Annotated in this window: 20 protein-coding genes; 14 read left to right on the top strand and 6 right to left on the bottom strand. The window is 38.6% G+C overall.

The window, feature by feature from the left end:
- The first annotated feature begins 10 nt into the window (after positions 1–10).
- Together H4K35_RS03385 and H4K35_RS03380 are read left to right on the top strand one after the other, a co-directional pair.
- A complete protein-coding gene (locus H4K35_RS03385) occupies positions 11–1,924 on the top strand; it encodes an OmpA family protein (protein ID WP_182625976.1) in 1,914 nt (637 codons plus the stop codon).
- A 132-nt stretch (positions 1,925–2,056) separates the two neighbouring features.
- The gene (locus H4K35_RS03380; protein WP_182625975.1) at positions 2,057–3,433 is read left to right on the top strand and encodes a hypothetical protein; all 1,377 of its coding nucleotides are present in this window, start codon (positions 2,057–2,059) and stop codon (positions 3,431–3,433) included.
- A gap of 46 nt (positions 3,434–3,479) precedes the next feature.
- Here H4K35_RS03380 and H4K35_RS03375 read toward each other — a convergent pair whose 3' ends face one another.
- The 3 genes from H4K35_RS03375 to H4K35_RS03365 form a co-directional block, all read right to left on the bottom strand.
- Entirely contained in the window at positions 3,480–4,268 is a 789-nt protein-coding gene (locus H4K35_RS03375) for a S1/P1 nuclease (protein WP_182625974.1), read from the bottom strand.
- Positions 4,269–4,282: 14 nt separating this feature from the next.
- Positions 4,283–4,792 (bottom strand): acyl-CoA thioesterase, encoded by a 510-nt coding sequence (locus tag H4K35_RS03370; RefSeq protein WP_182625973.1) that lies wholly within the window; start codon positions 4,790–4,792, stop codon positions 4,283–4,285.
- Between the two features lie 80 nt (positions 4,793–4,872).
- Positions 4,873–5,805 (bottom strand): SPOR domain-containing protein, encoded by a 933-nt coding sequence (locus H4K35_RS03365; RefSeq protein WP_255492350.1) that lies wholly within the window; start codon positions 5,803–5,805, stop codon positions 4,873–4,875.
- Positions 5,806–5,973: 168 nt separating this feature from the next.
- Here H4K35_RS03365 and dprA point away from each other — a divergent pair, with 168 nt between their 5' ends.
- Positions 5,974–7,083, top strand: coding sequence for a DNA-processing protein DprA (dprA, locus tag H4K35_RS03360; protein WP_182625972.1), 1,110 nt, complete (start codon positions 5,974–5,976; stop codon positions 7,081–7,083).
- A gap of 41 nt (positions 7,084–7,124) precedes the next feature.
- Here dprA and trpS read toward each other — a convergent pair whose 3' ends face one another.
- A complete protein-coding gene (trpS, locus tag H4K35_RS03355) occupies positions 7,125–8,105 on the bottom strand; it encodes a tryptophan--tRNA ligase (protein ID WP_182625971.1) in 981 nt (326 codons plus the stop codon).
- 139 nt (positions 8,106–8,244) lie between these two features.
- Between trpS and H4K35_RS03350 the strand changes: the two genes are divergently transcribed.
- On the top strand, positions 8,245–9,027 hold the full coding sequence (locus H4K35_RS03350) for a 1-acyl-sn-glycerol-3-phosphate acyltransferase (RefSeq protein WP_182625970.1): 783 nt from the start codon (positions 8,245–8,247) through the stop codon (positions 9,025–9,027).
- A gap of 414 nt (positions 9,028–9,441) precedes the next feature.
- Here the strand turns inward: H4K35_RS03350 and recA are convergent, their stop codons facing one another.
- Entirely contained in the window at positions 9,442–10,449 is a 1,008-nt protein-coding gene (gene recA, locus H4K35_RS03345) for a recombinase RecA (RefSeq protein WP_182625969.1), read from the bottom strand.
- Positions 10,450–10,884: 435 nt separating this feature from the next.
- Here recA and H4K35_RS03340 point away from each other — a divergent pair, with 435 nt between their 5' ends.
- The 10 genes from H4K35_RS03340 to H4K35_RS03295 all read left to right on the top strand — a co-directional run bounded on the left by H4K35_RS03340 (position 10,885) and on the right by H4K35_RS03295 (position 21,217).
- On the top strand, positions 10,885–12,858 hold the full coding sequence (locus H4K35_RS03340; protein ID WP_182625968.1) for a KUP/HAK/KT family potassium transporter: 1,974 nt from the start codon (positions 10,885–10,887) through the stop codon (positions 12,856–12,858).
- A 166-nt stretch (positions 12,859–13,024) separates the two neighbouring features.
- Positions 13,025–14,383, top strand: a complete 1,359-nt coding sequence (locus H4K35_RS03335; RefSeq protein ID WP_182625967.1) for a rhodanese-related sulfurtransferase — start codon at positions 13,025–13,027, stop codon at positions 14,381–14,383.
- Between the two features lie 11 nt (positions 14,384–14,394).
- Positions 14,395–15,639 carry a peptidase U32 family protein gene (locus H4K35_RS03330; protein ID WP_182625966.1) on the top strand — a complete coding sequence of 415 codons (1,245 nt, stop codon included), beginning with the start codon at positions 14,395–14,397 and terminating at the stop codon, positions 15,637–15,639.
- Positions 15,636–15,866, top strand: coding sequence for a ferredoxin (locus tag H4K35_RS03325; RefSeq protein WP_182625965.1), 231 nt, complete (start codon positions 15,636–15,638; stop codon positions 15,864–15,866). Before H4K35_RS03330 ends, H4K35_RS03325 begins: the two co-directional genes overlap by 4 nt.
- Position 15,867: 1 nt before the next feature.
- On the top strand, positions 15,868–16,224 hold the full coding sequence (locus tag H4K35_RS03320; RefSeq protein WP_182625964.1) for an arsenate reductase family protein: 357 nt from the start codon (positions 15,868–15,870) through the stop codon (positions 16,222–16,224).
- 547 nt (positions 16,225–16,771) lie between these two features.
- Positions 16,772–17,620: a YicC/YloC family endoribonuclease gene (locus H4K35_RS03315; protein WP_182626076.1), complete on the top strand. Its 849-nt coding sequence runs from the start codon at positions 16,772–16,774 to the stop codon at positions 17,618–17,620.
- A gap of 15 nt (positions 17,621–17,635) precedes the next feature.
- The gene (gene gmk, locus H4K35_RS03310; protein ID WP_182625963.1) at positions 17,636–18,205 is read left to right on the top strand and encodes a guanylate kinase; all 570 of its coding nucleotides are present in this window, start codon (positions 17,636–17,638) and stop codon (positions 18,203–18,205) included.
- Positions 18,206–18,211: 6 nt separating this feature from the next.
- Complete coding sequence (gene nadD / locus H4K35_RS03305; RefSeq protein WP_182625962.1) at positions 18,212–18,799, top strand: nicotinate (nicotinamide) nucleotide adenylyltransferase; 588 nt, start codon at positions 18,212–18,214, stop codon at positions 18,797–18,799.
- A 234-nt stretch (positions 18,800–19,033) separates the two neighbouring features.
- Positions 19,034–20,029, top strand: a complete 996-nt coding sequence (locus H4K35_RS03300) for an NAD(P)H-dependent glycerol-3-phosphate dehydrogenase (protein WP_182625961.1) — start codon at positions 19,034–19,036, stop codon at positions 20,027–20,029.
- A gap of 204 nt (positions 20,030–20,233) precedes the next feature.
- Positions 20,234–21,217 carry a TerC/Alx family metal homeostasis membrane protein gene (locus H4K35_RS03295; protein ID WP_182625960.1) on the top strand — a complete coding sequence of 328 codons (984 nt, stop codon included), beginning with the start codon at positions 20,234–20,236 and terminating at the stop codon, positions 21,215–21,217.
- Between the two features lie 245 nt (positions 21,218–21,462).
- Here H4K35_RS03295 and H4K35_RS03290 read toward each other — a convergent pair whose 3' ends face one another.
- The gene (locus tag H4K35_RS03290; RefSeq protein WP_182625959.1) at positions 21,463–21,876 is read right to left on the bottom strand and encodes a c-type cytochrome; all 414 of its coding nucleotides are present in this window, start codon (positions 21,874–21,876) and stop codon (positions 21,463–21,465) included.
- Positions 21,877–21,952: the final 76 nt, after the last annotated feature.

Here is a 21,952-nt window from a genome sequence, read left to right as displayed (position 1 = left end):
AAAACACACAATGAAAATAAGAAAGGTTTATTTAAGTCTGTTATTGGGTGGATTATTATCCACGCAAAGTCTAAGTGCTCAAGAGCCTATCAAACCACCTTTAGAGATTGCCAATGAGCACTACAACCGCTACGAGTTTGTCGAGGCGGCAAAGGTGTATCAGAAGTTGATCCGCGGTGCCAAGACAGATAATTATATTTATTTACAACTAGCAGACTGCTATTACAACATTTTCAATACCGTTGAAGCGGCCAAATACTACGGGAAAGCCTTAGAGAAGGATCCTAGTTTAGATTCGGAGTTGTACTACCGTTACGCACAGATGCTCAAGGCTAGTGGACGCTATGAGTCGTCCAATGCTGCGATGAAGAAATTCGCTGAGCGCAACCCCGAGGATCAACGGGCTATTGCATTTTTACGCGAACCGGATTACATTCCAAGATTGCGCGAGCAAGAGGAGCTGTTTACCTATGAAGAGTCTGGGATCAACGACCGTCAGGGCAATGATTTTGGCGCCTTTTTAACCGTAGGGGACACGCTTTACTTTGCGTCTACTCGTGCAGGGAACAACTCCAAAAAGAAATACGGCTGGGACAACCAAGGGTATTTAGACATCTACCAAGCGAAATACAAAAACGCAGATGATCCCTTATACGATGTAGAACCGGTTTCAGAATTGAATACCAAATACCACGATGGTCCGTCTACCGTAACTGGGGATGGTCATACGATGTACTTTGCAACGGAGAGTTTCCGCGCAGGTAAGTTTGTTAAGAACAAAGCAAAATTGGTTAAGCTAGGAAAAGTAAGTGTTTTCCGTGCGACTAAGAAAAAAGACAAGTGGACCGATTTCGAGCCAGTTCCCTTCAATGGGAGTGATTACTCGGTTAGTAATCCTAGTGTGAGCAAGGACGGTCGTACGCTTTACTTTTCTTCCGACATGCCAGGTACGATGGGTAGCACAGATATATGGAAAGTAGATATTGATTCGGAAGGCAACTACGGGACTCCAATTAATATGGGCAGTCAGATCAACACAGAAGGACGAGAGTCTTTCCCCTTTATTTCAGAGGATGGCAAGTTGTACTTTGCCTCGGATTCCCGCAAGGGCTTTGGCGGTCTAGATGTTTATGTTGTAGACTTAGCCATTCCTCAGGCAGAGCCTAAGAACTTAGGATCTCCTATTAACACGGCAAAAGACGATTTTGCCTTTTCGTTTTATCCGGGCAAAGACATCGGTTTCTTTTCAACCAACCGCGTTGGTCGCGATGATATCTACAAGGCAAAACCTGTTTGTAATACAGAGATGTATGTAACGGTTACCCACAAAGATACAGGTAAGATCCTCGAGGGTGCCCGTGTAGACATTTTTGATGACCGCAAGAACTTGATAGAAACCAAGTTTACAGATCGTCGCGGTATCGTGGAATACGTGGTTGACTGCGATAAGTTTTACCACTTACAGGTTGATAAAGAGGACTTCGAAGGCAAGTCTATCGAAGTTCCGTTGAACCGCAAAGGAGGACGTCAGCTAGTGAATGTTGCTTTGCGTCCGATTGAGGTGATCGTCACGAAAGACGAAATCATCTTAGGTGATATTTACTTCGAGTTTGACCGATCGAACATCACCCAACAAGGGGCTTTCGAGTTGGATAAGTTAGTGAAGGTAATGAAGCGCAACCCACAGATGCGCATCAAAGTAGGCGCTCATACGGACAACCGCGGAAGTGCAACCTACAACCAAAAGCTATCGGAGAATCGAGCGAAGACCACCGTTCAATACGTGTTGTCAAAAGGTATAGAGCCTTATCGCCTAGAATCCCAAGGATATGGCGCTAGTGAGCCGAAAATCGATTGTAAATCAAACTGTTCCGAAGAGGATCACGCGATCAATAGACGCAGTGAATTCGTCATTCTTAAATAGTTAAAGTAGTAAGTTTAGGATATTTTAAGAAGCCCTTACCATATCGGTAAGGGCTTTTTTTGTACCTTAGTTAAACATTTGCTGGCACAATAGTTGATTTACAGCAAATGTTTAACTAAAAAAGTGGATAAAATGAAGTTTTTATATTATATAATCGTCGCTTTGTTTTTTGGTTTTGCCACACAAGTGCAAGCGCAAAGAGCAGTAGTAACAGCTACTAATTACGATATTAGTGATAACTTAGATTTACAGGCAGTTGCTTCTATATTTGGGGATTCAAAAGACTTAGGAGATTTTGAATACCGCCTAAATGACCCTAGTCTACGCATCAATAATTTAGATTTAAATAATGATGGCTATGTAGACTATTTACGCGTTATCGAAATAGCTGAGGGAAATACCCATTTAATCGTGATTCAAGCCGTTTTAGGACGCGATATGTATCAAGATGTGGCAACGATTGAAGTTGAGAAAAATAAGCGCCGTAATCAAGTTTCTGTCCAAATTGTAGGAAATAGTTATCTCTATGGGCCAAACTATATTTATGAACCAGTTTATGTCGTTACCCCACCTGTCTTCAGCTTGTTCTGGGGTGTATCCTATCGTCCATACTACTCTTCGTGGTATTGGGGCTATTATCCATCCCATTACTCGTATTACTCGCCTTATCCTACGGCAACTTATGTCGTTCACGTACACAATCACATTAACTATAACAATAGATATGTGTACACCAATAATCACTACAGCAGTAATTCAAGATCGATGTATAGCGAGGTAAGAAGAGATTATTACGAGCGCTCAAATCCAAATAACTCGTTTTATGAGCGAAATAATGGCTACTCCAATAGCCGTGATTTAGCTGAAGCAAGATCGTCTTACACTAGAGAAACAAGTAATTATTCCCGTTCGAATACTACTTCAACAACGGGCTCAACACGCGATATCAATCGAGTAGATACGAATAACTATTATTCAAGAAGCTCAAATTCTTCCAGTGGAACAGATGCTTACAAACGAGGAGAAGCCATAAGCGGAACCAATAATAGCTCAACAAATTCAAATTCAGGTTATTATTCGCGCGGTTCAGGTTCGACTACGTCAGAAACAACCAATGCAAATTCAGGGTACTATTCACGTAGTTCGGGATCATCCACTAGCAATTATGGAAATAATTCAGGCAGTAGCAACTCCAATTACTCCCGTAGTTCAGGATCGTCTAATAGTAGTACTTCAGGCAGTAGCAACTCCAATTACTCACGCAGTTCATCGAATTACAATTCAGGAAGCAGTAGTCCAAGCTATTCAAGAAGCTCATCTAGCTATAATTCAAGCAGCAGTAGCCCGAGTTACTCGCGTAGTTCATCGAGTTACAGTTCAGGTAGCAGTAGTCCAAGTTATTCTAGAAGTTCGTCTAGTTCTAGTTCAGGCAGCAGTCCAAGTTACTCTCGCAGTTCATCAAGCTCAAGTAGTAGCGGATCTTCGTCCTCTTATTCAAGAAGTAGATAATCATAACACATAAAAAAAGAGCAAGTGATAAACTTGCTCTTTTTTGTTATTTATAAAGCTCATTCAGCAATTTCGCCAAACGAAGCCCTCCTTTTAATAGCTGTTCCTCTACAGTATCTTTAAAGTCAAAATGATAGCGATAACTTAAATTTTCACTTTCTTCTACACTGTTGTAAATCGCGTTAGCCGAAGTATACGAATCATAGATCCAGTCCTCTAAGCTACCCGAAACTAAAGATTTATTGTGCTCTTTACCGTGAATATCTAGTACAGTAGCATATTCTGTATAGCTGTATTTGTCAAAATCTACTAAGGCAGAATCCCATAAACTGTGTAAGTTCGTCGGCTTTCTAAACCATTCAACTTTAATTCTATTTCCTCCCAAATCTTCTGATCTTCCGATGTGTAATGGTTGATGTGCGTCACCAATAATGTGGATCAAGAAGTAGAGCTTTTGTTGTTTTTCCTCTAGCGTAAGGCTGTTACTCTTCAATTCTTCCATCAAAACTAAGGCGCGTTTGTACAAGTTTTCGTCAGTAGAATCAGCCAATTCTTGATCAAAAGCAGCGCGACTTAAATTTCCAGGTAAGTTTAGGTAATGCCAGCTGTCTGCGAATTTCCACGTAGGATCAGACTTAATGAAATCAGGCCAATTTGCCCAATACGCTAGTTGCTGTTTACCAATAATCTTCTGTAATTCTTTTTTAGCTTTTTTGTTTAGGTTTCTCTCTGCTATTTCTGCAATAACGCGATGTCCCGTTGTTCCCCACGCGAAGATCGCCGTAGTTTGCAAGAAGCAAAAAGTAAGGGCTAAACCAAATAAAATTTTTTTCATTGTTTGTTTTTCTATTAATTAAAAAGAGCTTTTAACTCTGTCGCATCGCTCGGTTTCATCTTACCGGCTAGGACTAAGCTCAATTGTTTTCTTCTTAATGCCGCCTCATAACGTTGGTGTTCTAATTCTGTTTCTGTGATCAATTCAGGAACTGGAACGGGATTACCCATATCATCAACAGCAACAAAGGTGTAAATTGCTTCATTGGCCTTGGTTTTACTTCCCGATTCGCGGTCTTCAATCCAAACATCAATATAGATTTCCATCGATGAAGTAAAGGCTCTTGATATTTTCGCTTCTATGGTCACTACACTTCCTAAGGGAATAGGCTTGTTAAAAGCAACGTGATTCACTGATGCAGTTACGCAAATTCTTCTTGAGTGTCTTCTTGCAGCAATCCCTGCAGCTCTGTCCATACGCGCTAATAATTCCCCTCCAAACATATTGTTTAAAGGATTTGTTTCTCCTGGGAGAACTAAATCGCTCATGATAGTAGCTGATTCAGATACTAATTTTGCCTTCATAAAGAATGTATTTTTGACAAAGATAGCGACAAAGCAAAAAAAAACCGAACGTTTTGCGTTCGGTTACTATATTTAACGTATTATTTAATAAAAATCCATGCGTCTTTATTAGTAGTACGGTGAATTTCTTTCAAAGCTTCTTTGGCTTCTTCATGGGAAGCATAGCTTGCATATAAAACAGGATACATGCCATACTTTGTTCTTCCTAAGAAAGAAGCTTGCTCAAACCCCTTTTTTTTGAGGATGCCCACTTCTATTGCTGCATTTTCTTCACTTCTAAAAGCAGCTGCTACCAAGTGATACGGTGTCTCTAGAACGGCGTTTTCATCTTTTACAGGTAATGCAATAGACTCACTTGTAGGTTCAATGATAAACGTTGCTTGCTGAATCCTATTTTGAACTTGAGTTTGTACGTTGTTCTCAATGAATAGGGTTTGATCGTTGACATAAGCTGTGTAGCCATTTTGTACTAAAACACTGCCAATACCTGCAACAAGAACCAAGACTGAAGCATACTTAAAGAAAGTAGCTGTTCGTCTTGTTCGCACTGGCGTAGAAGCTAGAGCAACAACTTGCGGTGCTGCTTTAGGTGCTCTTTCAACAGTTTGTACACGCACAGAAGACAAACCGAAAGAAGTCGCTAAGTAATTTTGATTCTGAATAGGATCAAATTGTAAACTCTTCTCTTCGTTATAGCTAAATATCCCGATTGATGCTAGGTTTAGCGTTTCAAAAGAGGTTAAAGTACTATTCCAATCAGCGACCATATTCTCAATGCGTACCACTGCTTCCTCGTAAGAAATACCTTCTTGCGTAGCCAAGTGATTGGCTAATAATCCATCATTGTTTACGATATTTCTATTAAAGGAAATTCGCTTTTGGGGCGGAAAAAATTGTTGTTTTTCAGCATCGTAAAAAGACGATTGGATTTCAGTGATAAAAGCACCAAATCCTGGAACAATAACGCAGGGATAGCGATATAATAAGGCTGATATGTATTGAGTCATCTTCATACTACAAAATTAGTCGAAACCAATCGCTTAACAAATAATAAACAAGTTTTTTTTATTAACAATTTGACTAAACGACAAAAGGTTGTTAAGTGTTTGGTATTGAATGGTTAGGTTTTTGCTATTGGAAATACTAAGGTAATAAAATTTAACTAATTAACATAGTTTTTGATGGAGGAGGAAGATTTGTTTTATACGTTAGCGCTAACCAAAGTGATCGGTGTTGGACCAATAATTGGCAAGCGATTGATCGAACACTTTGGTTCAGCCAAAGGCGTATTCCAAGCCACACCTGATGCGTGTCGCTTAAAACGAGTATCGGAGGGATTAATTACAAATTTACAAGAGGTGCAGGTGCTAAGATGGGCCGAGAAAGAGCTCAAGCTCATTCAAAAGCTCGACATCCTGCCGTTATATTATCGAGCACCAACTTATCCCTTTTATTTGAAGCAATGTGATGATGCTCCTCTTTTGCTTTTTTATAAAGGAGCAAAGCTTCCTGATTGGACTTCCCGCCCTATACTTAGCGTAGTCGGTACGCGTACACCAACGCCAAGAGGCATGGCTTTTTGTACCCAAATCATGGAGGCTGTTCAACCGTTCAATCCGATTGTTGTCAGTGGATTAGCATACGGAATTGATGCCTGTGTACACCGAGAGGCCTTGGCGTTTGGATTAGAGACTTTCGGAATTTTAGGGCATGGTCTGCAGCGTATATATCCTGCAATTCACGCCAAATTGGCTAAGCAAATGATGAGACATGGGGGATTGCTAACGGAGTTTCCAATACAAAGTAGAATAGAACGCGAAAACTTTGTTCAACGCAATCGCATTGTTGCTGGAATGAGTCAAGCAACTATTGTGGTAGAAAGTGCACTAAAAGGGGGATCAATGAGTTCGATTGGCTTTGCGAATGAGTATAACCGCGATGCCTTTGCCGTGCCTGGAAGAGTAGATGATCTAATGAGCCAAGGTTGTAACGAATTGATTCGAACCCTCAGGGCCCAACTTCTACAACAGCCTAGCGAAATCATAGACGTATTAAATTGGAATCGAACAGCACCCAAAACTAAGGTTGTGCAACCCCAATTGTTCGTGCACTTGGAAGAAGAAGCACAACGAGTCTTTGATTACCTCTGTGGGGTTGAACGGGAAGTCATTGATTTAATCGCTATAGAATGCAACCTTCCCATCTATAAAGTAAGTACACTCTTGTTACAATTAGAGCTTCAAGGCCTAGTGAAGCCCTTGCCAGGAAAATATTTTGAACGCCTAAATTAAATAAAAAACGGGCACGCTCTATCTGGGTGCCCGCTTGTATTTTACTTTGCGATCGTATAGCCAAGTTTTTCTCGTACTCGTTCTAGTGTAGCATTAGCAACAACCGATGCTTTAGATGCTCCAATGGCTAACAAGCGATCTACTTCTTCTAAATTATTGATGTAGTAGTTGTATTTTTCTCGTATCTCTTGAAATTTCTCAACGATTAACTCGTATAGCTCTTGTTTTGCATGTCCATATCCATAGTTACCTCCTTGGTATTTTGCACGCATTTGCGCATTTTGTTCCGGAGTAGCCAATAGCTTGTAAATCGTATAAACGTTACAAGTGTCTGGATTCTTTGGATCTTCCAAGGGTGTACTATCCGTTTCAATACTCATGACTTGCTTGCGCAACGTCTTATCGCTTTCGAAAATATTGATTATATTATTTCTGGATTTACTCATTTTATTGCCGTCTAATCCAGGTACAATCATTACGTCTTCTGAGATTTTAGCATCAGGTAAAACAAAAGTTTCTCCCATTTGATGATTAAATCGAGAAGCAACATCACGGGTAATTTCCAAGTGCTGTAATTGATCTTTCCCTACGGGAACGAAATTTGCATCATATAATAAAATATCCGCAGCCATAAGCATAGGATAGGTAAATAATCCAGCATTAACATCAGAAAGAACTTCCGCTTTATCTTTAAAAGAGTGAGCTAATGTTAAACGTTGGAAGGGAAAAAAGCAACTTAAGTACCAACTTAACTCAGTCGTTTGCGGTACGTCGGACTGGCGGTAAAAAGTTACATGATTAACATCTAAACCACAAGCAAGCCAAGTAGCCGCAACACTATAGGTGTTTTCCTGTAATGTTTTTGCCTCTTTTATTTGCGTTGCTGAATGTAAATTCGCAATAAATATAAAAGACTCATTCTCTTTGTTATTAGCCATTTCTACTGCTGGTAGAATGGCGCCTAAGAGATTCCCTAAATGTGGAGTTCCTGTACTTTGAACTCCTGTTAGAATTTTAGCCATTGCGTGTTTGTATATATAATAACTACAAAGATAGCGCTTTTGGAGGTATTGTTTTTTCTTTTTTTCTTTTTCCTTGGGTTCACTTACCTTTATTTTTTATTTTTGATGAACTTCATGCAAAAGTTAAATGCATTGTTTAATGAAATACATTCGCATCTTTTTTAGCGTATTATGGCGAGCTTGGTTTTACCTCTGGATGCTGGTTGTAATCCTTTTGTTATCGCCTTTGCTCTTAGCAACGATTTGGTCCGATTCGACCTATCCTACTTTTTTCAAAGTCGCGCGCTTATGGGCTAAGCTTACTTTTTTTGGTATGGGGATGTCTTATCATATTGAGTCTGCTTATGCACTAGAAAAGGGAAAAAGCTATATGTTTGTTGCCAATCACACTTCGATGATGGACATTATGATGATGCTGATTCTAGTTCCAGATAATCCCTTTGTCTTCGTAGGGAAAAAGGAGCTTGCCAAGCTACCTATTTTCGGGTTTTTTTATAAACGAACGTGTATTTTAGTGGATCGCAAAGACTCAAAGAGCCGATATCAAGTGTTTGAAAGCGCACAAGCCAAATTAAATCAGGGGTTGAGTATTTGTATTTTTCCAGAAGGAGGAGTTCCTGATGATCGCACAATTGTATTAGACCATTTTAAGGATGGCGCCTTTCGTTTAGCCATTGACCATCAGATTCCAATAGTTCCCCTGGCCATGGGATATTTGAAGTATTTTTTCCCCTTTCAATGGGGATTGGGCAAGCCTGGAACAGTGCCTGTGGTGATTCAACCACCGATTTCCACTGCGGGTTGTACCCAAGAAAACAAAAAAGTACTCAAGGAAGCAACACATCATAGTATCCTAGAACAATTGCTGACTTGGGAGGAAAAGAGGGCTAGAAAAGATATAAAATCAATAGTGAATCCCTAATTTTTTTACTATATAAACATATTTTGGTATTTTTTTTGTTTAGGAAGAGGGAAATTACTAAACAAAATTTTATGCGATTCAAATCTTTCCTATGTCGTTTACTCCTTCGATGCTTGTGGCTTAATGTACCTATATTATTGAGCTGGGGACTTTTTTTTGTGCTGGGCGATAGCATTTGGAGTGCTTATTCTATTGTTTATATGTATTATTTTTTACACGTATACGTAGGTATATATTTGTGTACCCTTTGCTATCATTTGTATAGAAATAAGCTTAGGGCAACGCAATGGACGGACTGGATTAGCTTAGTTGTGCTAGTAGGTGGAGCTTATGTGTACGCTAAGGGGGTTTTGTACCTCTATTAAATAAAAAAAGCCTCAAATGTTTTGAGGCCCTTTTTGATGTACACACATTTTATTGTGCTTCTCTATTTTTGATTTCTTCTTTAATCTTTTGTTCTAATTCATCCATTAGTTCAGGATTGTCTTTGATTAGCGATTTAACCGCGTCTCTTCCTTGTCCTAATTTGGTGTCTCCATAGCTAAACCAAGAACCGCTTTTCTTTACAATTTCATAGTCTACAGCTAAGTCTAATACTTCTCCAACTTTAGAAATCCCTTCTCCATACATGATGTCAAATTCTGCTGTACGGAATGGAGGAGCAACTTTATTCTTAACAATTTTTACTTTTGTGCGGTTACCAATTACGTTTTCACCATCCTTAATTTGCGTTGAACGACGAATATCGATACGTACAGAAGCGTAGAATTTCAAGGCATTACCACCAGTTGTTGTTTCAGGGCTTCCGAACATTACACCAATTTTATCTCTCAACTGGTTGATGAAGAATACTGTACAATTGGTTTTACTAATAGTCGAAGTTAATTTTCTCAATGCTTGAGACATTAAACGCGCGTGTAACCCCATTTTAGAATCACCCATATCACCTTCAATTTCTCCTTTTGGCGTTAAAGCCGCAACCGAGTCAATGACTACGATATCAATCGCTCCTGAACGAATTAAGTTTTCCGCAATTTCCAACGCTTGCTCTCCATTATCAGGTTGTGAAATAATCAAATTGTCTATATCAACCCCCAATTTCTGTGCGTAAAAACGGTCGAATGCATGCTCCGCATCAATAAATGCCGCAATTCCTCCTGCTTTTTGCGCTTCCGCAATGGCGTGTAGCGTTAAGGTCGTCTTTCCTGATGATTCAGGACCATATATTTCAATAATTCTTCCTTTCGGATATCCACTTACACCTAAAGCTAAGTCTACACCTAATGAACCTGAAGAAATGACTTCAACTTCTTCCACAGCGGTATCTCCTAATTTCATTACCGTTCCTTTTCCGTAGGTCTTGTCTAATTTATCTAATGTTAGCTGTAAGGCTTTTAATTTAGCTTCTTTATCTGCACTCATTTTTTTGAAGTATTGATTCTTAACTGATGTAAAAATAAGATAAAAATACTATAGATCCGTGTTTGATGTAAAGAATGCTACAAATTGTAGCAAGTTTGTTCTTTTCGCTTGCTCATTTTGATTTGCTCTGCTCCACGAATTGCTAAACAACAAGCTACATCAGCAAGCATCGCTCTATAAATCCTATGTCTATTTGTTGTAATATAGGTGCAAATTAAAATATTTCTGCTGATAGTATCTCTAATAGAACTTGAGGCAATGTGGGAAAATAGGAATAAAGTCTCCTTAAAATTTAAGAATTAATGGCGGAAGTGGGGTTTGGTTGAAAATTTCACATTGCATATGTGTTTTGTATGGTCTTACTTCCTACCTTTGTAACGCAATGCACAGGAGCATGCAAGCTTTTGTCATTTAGTTACTTAAAAATATTTTGTGATGTCACAGTCGAAAACAACACGTCTTGATCGCGTAACCTTAGGTACTCTATTAGTAACGCTTGGAATTATTTACGGAGATATTGGAACATCGCCACTTTATGTAATGAAGGCGATTATGGGACGTGCAGTAATACGCGAAGAAGTCGTCTTAGGTGCTATTTCTTGTGTGTTTTGGACATTAACCTTACAAACGACGGTCAAATATGTCTTTCTTACCCTAAAAGCGGATAACAATGGAGAAGGGGGTATTTTTTCGCTTTTTACTTTAGTAAAAAAACTCAAAAAGCCTTGGTTAATTGTACCCGCAATTATTGGAGGGAGTGCTTTATTAGCCGATGGGATTATTACACCGCCTATATCCATTTCTTCTGCCGTTGAAGGGCTTAAAATTTACCAACCCAATTTGGCTACTATTCCTATTGTTATCGGTATTCTAATGGGGATTTTCTTTATTCAACAATTCGGTACACGTACCATAGGCAAGTTTTTTGGTCCTATGATGATGATTTGGTTTTTAATGCTTGGTGTGTTGGGTTTCAGTCATTTAATTGATAATCTTAGTGTGTTAAAAGCTTTGAATCCGTACTATGCTTTTCACTTGTTAAGCATTCACTCCGAGGGCTACTTGGTTTTGGGGTTTGTATTTTTGTGTACCACAGGTGCTGAGGCTTTGTACAGCGACTTGGGGCATTGCGGAATAAAAAATATTCGCATAAGTTGGGCATTTGTCAAGCTGATGTTGGTCTTGAGTTACTTCGGACAAGGTGCTTTGCTGATCGAATATGCTGGAAGTACACTGATGGATTTAAGCCCAAATTCGGATCAACCTGCCAACCCTTTTTATTTGGTGATGCCAGACTGGTTCTTGCCTTTCGGAATTGGGATTGCTACCTTAGCTGCAGTTATCGCTTCTCAAGCCTTGATTAGCGGATCATTTACCCTGATCAACGAAGCTATTCGATTAAATTTATGGCCGAAGATACGCGTGAAATTTCCAACGAATATACGCGGACAACTGTATATCCCTTCTGTAAACTTCTTACTTTTTATCGGTTGTGTATTTGTCGTGTTACACTTTAAAGAATCGGGTAATATGGAAGCCGCCTATGGTTTGGCTATCACCCTGTGTATGATTATGACAACCATATTACTAGGTTACTTCATGGTATTAAAACGCGTGCCTCTGATTCTGATTATCCTCGTTGAACTTGTTTACCTCACCATCGAAGTGTCGTTTTTTATCTCCAATGTGCAGAAGTTTTCACATGGAGGCTATGTCACTGTGTTTATCGCTGGAATTTTAGCAGCAGTGATGACTGTCAATTACCTTGGCAAAAAGATCAGACGCAATTATACTGATTTAGTGAATATCGTGGATTATCAAGAGATATTAACCGATTTGAGTCAGGACCAATCCATGCCCAAGTACGTGACGAATTTAGTGTATTTAACCAATGCCTATAGCCCATCCAAAGTAGAGTATAAAGCCATGTTTTCCATTATTAATCGCCGCCCTAAACGCGCAGATAATTATTGGTTTGTACACGTAAATGTAGTGGATGAACCCTATAAGTTAGCATATAAAGTTGTAAAGTACGGTGCCCATCAAAATATCCTACGCGTGGATTTCTACCTAGGCTTCCGAAATGAACAACGCATCAACGTACTGATGAAACAAGTGGTGACTGAACTCATGCATCAAGGAGAAATCGATATTACAACCCGATACGAGTCTCTGCACAAAATTGATGCCATCGGCGATTTTGAGTATATCCTAATCGAAAAAGAATTGTCCTATGACAATGATTTGCCTATGAAAGAGAAAATTATTTTAGACCTCTATGATTTCCTTAAAAAGATCTCCCTATCAGAGGAAAAAGCATTTGGATTAGACAGTAGCGCTGTAAAAGTTGAACGTTTTCCATTAATTATCAATCCAGTGGAAGACCTGCCTTTGAAGCGTTTAGAATAAAAAGGTATAATTTTTTAAAAGGCTGACATATAGCGAGATATGTCAGCCTTTCGCATTTTACTATTTGATTTTCAAATCAAAAGCGTATCTTTGCACCCTGAAATTCTTCCATTTTAGAATTTTCAACTCGTTTTTTATATTATTCTACACTTAAAATTTATATAGCATGCAACTGTATAACACATTAAGCGCAGAAGAAAGAGCAGAACTTATTGAGCAAGCGGGAGAAAATCGCTTGACTTTGTCTTTCTATGCGTATGCCAAAATCGAAAACCCACAACAATTTAGAGATGATTTATTCTTAGCATGGAATGCGTTAGACGCCCTTGGACGTACTTACGTGGCCCATGAAGGAATCAATGCGCAGATGTCGGTGCCAGCCTCGAAGTTCGAAGCCTTTAGAGACACCTTAGAAGCCTATGATTTTATGAAGGGTATTCGCCTGAATGTTGCCGTGGAACAAGATGACCTGTCGTTTTTAAAACTAACAGTAAAAGTCAGAAATAAAATTGTAGCAGACGGATTAAACGATGCTACCTTTGACGTAACAAATAAGGGTATCCACTTAAAGGCTAATGAATTTAACCAGCTGTTGGAAGACCCAAATACGATTGTTGTAGACTTCCGCAATCACTATGAAAGTGAAGTAGGACATTTCGTTGGAGCAATTACTCCAGATGTAGATACCTTCCGCGAGTCTTTGCCGATTATTAAAGACCAATTGGAAGAGATTAAAGAGGATAAAAACCTTTTGATGTACTGTACTGGTGGGATTCGTTGTGAAAAAGCATCGGCTTACTTCAAGCACCACGGATTCAAAAATGTGTATCAACTAGAAGGGGGAATCATTGAATATACCCGACAAGTGAAAGCCGAAGGATTAGAGAGTAAATTCATCGGAAAGAACTTTGTATTCGATCATCGTTTAGGTGAGCGTATTACCGATGATGTGATCGCCAATTGCCACCAATGTGGGAAGCCTTGTGATGTTCACGTGAACTGCGCCAATGAAGCCTGTCATTTGTTGTTTATTCAATGTGATGCGTGTGCTGAGGCTATGCACGGTTGTTGTTCGAACGAATGTTTAGAAGTGATTCAATTGCCGATTGAAGAGCAAAAGGCGTTGAGAAAAGGCGTTCAAAAAGGGAATTTAATTTTCAAGAAAGGGCGTTCAGAGGCTTTAAAGTTCAAGAAAGATGTGGATGGGACAGCTGAAATTCAACCAGTAAAAGTAAGCACAGTGACTCAAATTCGCAAAAAACAAGTAGAGCGCAAGCAACTTGTGGGAACGGTTCAACACTATTTTACGAAAGCAGGGGTGGGTCAGTTTGAGATGGAAAAATCGGTACAATTGGGCGATAAACTTGCTATTGTAGGGCCAACAACAGGAGATGAACGTTTGGTTTTAGAAAAAATGTTGGTGAATGGACAAGAGGTTACTGTGGCAAATGTAGGTGATCGCATGACAATGGAATTAAACTTCCGCGTGCGCAAGAATGACCAATTATTTAAAATACTTGATTAAATAGATAAGCTATGACAGTTTCAGGAAGAGTTGAATTAATGGCTCCCGCTGGAAACTTCGAGTCCTTGCAAGCTGCAATTGACAACGGAGCCGATTCAGTGTACTTTGGAGTAGATCAATTGAATATGCGCGCGCGTTCAACGGTGAATTTTTCAGTCGACGATTTGCCCGAAATAGCCAGACGTTGCCAAGAAAAGAAGGTACGCACCTATTTGACGTTGAATACGATTATTTACGATCACGATTTGTCGGTTGTAAAAACATTGCTCAACAAGGCAAAAGAGGCGGGGTTAACTGCCGTTATTGCCTCTGATCAAGCGGTTATTGCCTCGGCAAGAGCCATTGGTCTTGAAGTGCATATCTCTACTCAATTGAACGTGACCAATATTGAAACTGTTAAGTTTTACAGCTTGTTTGCCGATACCATTGTCTTATCGCGCGAATTGAGCTTGCGTCAAGTAAAAAAAATCACAGAAGCCATTGAGCGAGAACAGGTCAAAGGACCTGCAGGAAACTTGGTGGAGATTGAAATTTTTGGACATGGTGCTTTGTGTATGGCGGTATCAGGTAAGTGTTACCTAAGCTTACACTCCCATAATTCATCAGCCAATCGAGGTGCATGCAAACAAAATTGCCGCAAAAAATACACCGTAATCGATCAAGAAAGCGGATTTGAAATCGAGCTTGACAATGAATATATGATGTCTCCTAAAGATTTGTGTACCATTGATTTCTTGGATCAAGTGATTGATGCAGGGGCAAAGGTATTGAAAATCGAAGGAAGAGGAAGAGCCCCTGAGTATGTGGCTACAGTGATTCGCACCTATAGAGAAGCTATTGATGCCATTGCTGAAGGTACCTATAACAAGGAAAAAGTAAGCGAATGGATGGCCGCCTTAGAAACGGTGTATAACCGTGGCTTTTGGAGTGGGTATTACCTCGGACAAAAATTAGGCGAGTGGAGTGATAACCCAGGGAGTAATGCTACCCAGAAAAAAGTATATGTCGGTAAAGCAGCACACTATTTTCAAAAAGCGTCAATAGGTGAATTCAAAATTGAAGCTTATGACATTAAAGTAGGTGATCGAATTTTAATTACCGGTCCAAGTACAGGAGCACAAGAATTAACCGTTGAAGAATTGTTTGTCAACGAACAACCAGCTGAAAAGGCAACCAAAGGAGACGATTGCACTTTAAAATTGCCCTTCCGCGTGCGCTTGTCTGATAAAATGTACAAAATAGTAACCAACGAATGATTGTAGTTACCTTACAACGCGATAAGTGTATTGGATGCAATTACTGTGTTGAAGTTGCGCCCCAACAGTTTCAGATGTCAAAAAAAGACGGCAAAACCGTTTTATTAAAGGCAGTGAATAATAAAGGGTTTCATACGCTTAAGTCGCCAGATTATACGATATTAGAGGCTTGTGAACAAGCCGAAAAAATATGTCCCGTACATATTATTACAGTTAAAGAAGTCTGAGATGAATAGGAAGATATATTATTTGAGTACGTGTGATACCTGCAAACGTATTTTGAAAGAAATGCCTCAGGTAGAAGGATTTGAATTACAGGATATTAAGAAAGATCCCGTTACTGAATCCCAGTTAGCAACAATGTATGACGCTGTAGGGAGTTATGAAAAACTCTTTAATAAAAGAGCGCAGTTGTACAAATCAAGAGGATTAAAAGATCAAAACCTTCAAGAGGAAGAGTATAAGAATCTAATTTTAGAACAGTATACCTTTTTAAATCGACCAGTTATTTTTATTGATGGGGCCGTTTTTGTCGGCAACAGCAAAAAAGTACTCGAACAAGCTTTTATAGCGGCAGCAAAATAAAAAAAGTCGAAGTTTTTACTTCGACTTTTTTGTTTTTTAAACAGCTGTTAGTCAGTATGTTGCAATAATATTTGAATTTATTTCTAAAAATCATGTGACCAAATATCAAATTTGATGTCTTAAATATGAAAAAGGGAATAATTGCTATGAGATTTTTCAGGTTTTAATAAGATAGAAGAAAATAAAGTTACACTATACTGGTTTGGATTTTTAATTGTTTATTAAGGGGTTCAATCAGAAAGAAGAGCCGGTATAGTTCTTTTATTAAAGATGAAGAATTGTTATTAAAAAGAACATTTTTATTTCATAATAGAGTGAAGTTGGTTAAGACTTAACGTAGTTGAAAATGATTGGTTTGTTTTTTAAAAAGTTACAGTTAAGTATAACGTTGGTTTGAAGAGGGAGGCTTAGGCTTCCCTTTTTTTTGTTTATGACCCTCTCCATTCATCGTAAACCGTTCACCGTTAACTGTAAAGCGTTCACCGTTCACCGTAAACCATTTTTTCTTACCTTTGCAGTCATTATCCAAAAGTATATGATACATTCCATGACAGGGTTTGGTAAAGCGTGTTTACAATTACCCACAAAAAAGATTACGATCGAAGTAAAGTCACTGAACAGTAAGAATCTTGATTTAAACGTGCGATTGCCGTTAAGTTATAGAGAAAAAGAGCTGACTTTGCGCAATCAGATTGCTCAAGAATTAGAAAGAGGAAAGGTTGATTTTTCTTTGTTTTGCGAGATTACTGCTGAAGAGACGTCGAGTAAGATCAACGCTCCGATTGTGTTAGCGTATATTGAACAGATGAAGGCGATTATTCCAAATGCAGATGAGACTGAATTGATGAAGATGGCGGTTCGCATGCCAGATGCTTTGAAGGTAGAGCGCAATGATTTTGACGAGGAAGAGTGGAAGGATATTGAAGTTGTAATTAACGAAGCCATTCAGAGCATGAAAGCGTTTCGTTTAAGCGAGGGGAAATCCTTAGAAGATGATTTTAGAGCGCGTATTGCAAGTATTTTTTCCTATATGGAACAGGTATCACTTTTAGATAAAGAACGTATCGTAAGCGTAAAAGAACGCCTTCGCAACAACTTGATGGAATTGCAATTGACTATTGATGAAAATCGATACGAGCAAGAGGTGATTTACTACCTAGAGAAATTGGATATAACCGAAGAAAAAGTGCGTCTAGCCAAACACTTGGATTATTTCTTAGAAACGTTGAATGGCAAGGAAGCGAATGGTAGAAAGTTAGGTTTTATTGCACAAGAGATGGGAAGAGAGATTAATACGATGGGATCGAAGTCTAATCATGCAGAGATGCAACAAATTGTTGTGCGTATGAAAGATGAGTTAGAAAAGATCAAAGAGCAAGTATTAAACGTATTATAAAGACACACAACACCTATGAATAAAGGGAAATTAATCGTTTTTTCAGCTCCGTCTGGTTCGGGAAAAACTACAATTGTACGCCATTTATTAGCACAAAGCGACCTAAATTTAGACTTTTCTATTTCGTGTACCTCACGTGAACCAAGAGAAGGAGAAGAACACGGAAAAGACTACTATTTTATTTCGTTAGAAGACTTTAAGAAACACATAAAAAACGATGATTTTTTAGAGTGGGAAGAGGTTTATCGCGATAATTTTTATGGAACACTAAAAGCAGAGGTGGAGCGCATCTGGGCATTGGGAAAAAATGTTATTTTCGATATTGACGTTGCAGGAGGTTTGCGCATCAAACGCAAATTCCCTGAGGAAACCCTTGCTGTTTTCGTTAAGCCACCGAGCATTGATGAGTTGAAAATCCGTTTAAAAAAGCGTTCAACAGAGAGTGAAGATAAAATAAATATGCGCATTGCGAAGGCTTCGGTTGAATTGGCAACAGCGCCTCAATTTGATATTATTATTAAAAATTACGACCTAGAAACTGCAAAAGCAGAAGCAAGTCAGTTGGTTCGCGATTTTGTAAAATAGCAAAAGATGAAGGTTGGTTTGTATTTTGGGACCTTTAATCCCGTGCATATTGGGCATGTGGTTATTGCTAATCACATGGTGCAATATAGCGAGTTAGATGAGGTGTGGATGGTAGTTACCCCCCATAATCCTTTAAAAAAGAAAAAAGGCTTGCTCGAAGACTTTCACCGGATTCACCTGGTGAATCTCGCTACGGCCGATTACGATTATTTACGACCGTCTGATATTGAGTTTACTTTACCCCAACCCAATTATACTGTAAATACTATGGCGTATTTACAGGAGCGTTTCCCCAAACACGAATTCGCATTAATTATGGGAGAAGACAACCTCGATTCTTTTCCGAAATGGAAGAATTATGAGGTCCTACTCAATGCCTATAAAATCTATGTTTATCCACGTATTGATCGCAACCGTGTAGAGCCAAGTCCGTTGATGCAACACCCCAATATTGTGGTTGTGGACAATGCCCCTATCATGGAAATTTCGGCTACCTTTATTCGAGAGGGGATTAAAGCAGGAAAAAATATGCAACCGTTACTAGATAAAGAGGTCTGGAAATACATTGACCACAACCTCTTTTATAAAAAATAACAATAAAAACCATCAAGAAAAAAGGGCTGTTGTACAGCTCTTTTTCTGTGTTTACCCCTTATACTAGTAGGACAAAGTATAAATTGTTTGTCTTAAGCCAAAAGAGGTGGTTTTTTGTCGAGAATACAATAGAATGAAGTAAAAGAGAAAGAACTATAACGAATTGTTTTACAGTTTTTCAATTGTTTGCATTAAGTTTTTTAGTTACTTTTGACGAAGTTATAAGCTAAAATTATGAGTGATTATCCAAAGTTTGCAGTAATTGGAGGTGGGAGTTGGGCAACGGCTATCGTAAAAATGCTGAGTGAAAACCTACAGCAAATAGCATGGTACATGAGAAATGAAAATGCGATAGAAGAAATTAAGGTAAACCATCATAACCCGAACTACCTAAGTTCGGTAGAATTTGATATCGATCAGCTGTTGCTGACCAATGATATTAATAAAGCCGTATCTTATGCGGATTACGTGATTTTTGCTATTCCCTCTGCTTTCTTAAGTGAAGAAATGCAGCAACTTTACGTCAGTCTTGAAAACAAAGTTGTAATTTCCGCTATTAAGGGAATCATTCCCGAGACGAGTTTAATTGTGGGAGAACATTTTCACCAAACCTATGGTGTTTCCTATGATAATATTGCTGTGATTACCGGGCCTTGTCATGCAGAAGAAGTAGCCTTAGAGCGTTTGTCCTACTTGACAATTGCTTGTCGCAATGAAGAGCATGCCAAAGTAATCGAAAGCTGCATCAGCAGTCATTATATTAAAGTGAAGCTTACGGATGATATTATTGGAACGGAATATGCCGCTGTATTAAAGAATATCTATGCTATTGCTTGTGGAATGGCGCATGGACTGGGATATGGGGATAACTTCCAAGCTTTGTTGATGAGTAATGCTATACGCGAGATGAAGAAATTCATCAAGAAAGTACACCACATGAAACGCAATATTAATAACTCCGCTTATTTAGGAGATTTATTAGTAACGGGATATTCGCTTTTTTCTCGCAACCGCATGTTTGGCAATATGATTGGCAAAGGTTATACAGTCAAGTCTGCACAGATGGAGATGAATATGATTGCAGAAGGATATTACGCAACAAAAAGCGCCTATGAGCTCAATGCTCAATACGGAGCTAAAACGCCGATAATCAATGCGGTATATGACATCTTATACAATGGAAAGGATCCGAAAAAGACCTTTAGAAAACTCACAGAGAAATTAGATTAAAAAAAAATACAAAAAAGACCGTTATCGGTTTTTTTAGACAAAAAAGCAATATAATAGACTGATTGTCAGTTTGTTGTGTTGCTTTTTTTGTTTTGCTGTAGTTTGAAAAATTAGTTGTAAATTGTTGATTTATAGTTGCTTGTGAAGATTTGCCTAGGGGAAAAATAGATCAAGTAGTTTTGTGCTGTTAAAAAAAGAAATATAATGGATCATTTAATTAATCACCCAGGCCTATTGGCCGTTTTTGGAATTGTAGTTTTAGTCATGCTCTTGTTGGATTTAGGTGTTTTCAATCGAAATAGCCACGTTGTTTCCACCAAAGAAGCACTTATTTGGACGGTAGTCTGGATTGGTCTAGCCATGGTATTTAGTGGAGTTATATACTACTACATGGACTTTGAGAACTTTGCCCGTTTCCAATCGGCTTATTGGATTGAAAAAGCCCTCTCTGTTGATAATCTCTTTGTCTTTATTTTGGTGTTTACCTTTTTTAAAGTACCCAAAGAATTACACCATCGCGTTTTATTCTGGGGAATTATTGGAGCCTTAGTCTTTAGAGCTATTTTCATCTTTGCGGGTGTGGAATTAATTAACCATACATATTTACCTGCTTTTGAACTGTTTGGTCAACAAGTGGAAATAAATGTTGTACTAACGGTGTTTGGGGTATTCTTGCTTGTGTCGGGAATAAAGTCGTGGTTTGCCAAAGACGATCACAGCGAAGAACAAGATTTGACTAAGAATTTTGCTGTGCGAATGGTACATAAGTTTTTTAAAGTAAGCAATGAATACGACGGAGATAAGTTCTTTACAGTTAAGAATGGGGTAAAAATGGTTACTCCCTTGTTTGTCGCTTTAATGGTTATTGAGTTTACGGATTTAGTTTTTGCCGTCGATAGTATTCCTGCTATTTTCGCAATTGCACCAGATGACCCATTTATCCTGTATACATCGAATATTTTTGCGATTCTAGGATTGCGCTCGCTTTACTTCTTGTTGGCGAATTTTATGGACAAATTCTCTAAGTTGAAATACGGATTGGCGATCATTTTATCGTTTATTGGAGTGAAGATGATTATCTCGCCATTCGTTCATATTGAATCTATGGTATCTCTAGCTGTAATTGCAAGCGTACTAACCCTATCTGTAGTGTTATCCCTTCTTTTTCCACCGAAAAAAGAAGTGTAAATATCCAAGCAAATAGCTTATAAACAATTGTACAATTCTATCAGTTATAGAGGACATGAGTCCATAATGCGTCCATAATGCGTCCATAGTGCCTCTATTAAAAAGTGGGTTTCCTATAGACTCACTATGGAGGAACTAAGGAAGTATGATGGAGGTAGGATAAGCTGAACAATACAAAAACAAAGTGGGTGTCCTTTTGGGACACCCACTTTTATTTTATGCTGTTGCGGTAAACAGTTAGCGATTTACTTTGAAGCACTAGTATTTCCTCTGTGACACATGGTACAAGTAACCACATTAATGTTTTCTGGATTTGGATCGTTCTTCCAGTTGAAGTGCTCCGCATTAATTTGACGGGTCATCACGATCATGTGACGCGCAAATTCTTTTTCTTTTTTCGCGTCAGATGCAAAGTCCAATCCTTCTTTGTCTTCTGCAGGGGCATGACAGTAGCTACATTTAACACCCAAAGCCGCATTATAGCCTTTCATCACTTTTTCCAAATCTTCTTTGGAAATATCTTGTGGAAGTACCGTGAGGTTTTTCCATGCTGTTTGAACAACGGTGGTTTCTGTTTCCGTTGTATTATTTTTAAATGAGAGTAAACTGATCATCAAGCAAAAGAAGCCTAATATAATTCCTGTGTTTTTTAGTTTCATATCTTGTCGCATTTATAGTTGATAAGCAAGATATAAAAAGTAACTTTTGGAATTAGTATAAATAAGGATTAACTAT

Source organism: Myroides sp. NP-2 (genome assembly GCF_014145665.1).
Lineage (GTDB): Bacteria > Bacteroidota > Bacteroidia > Flavobacteriales > Flavobacteriaceae > Flavobacterium.
The sequence above is the reverse complement of the archived record's forward strand: the minus strand, read 5'-3'. Positions and strand labels throughout refer to the sequence as shown.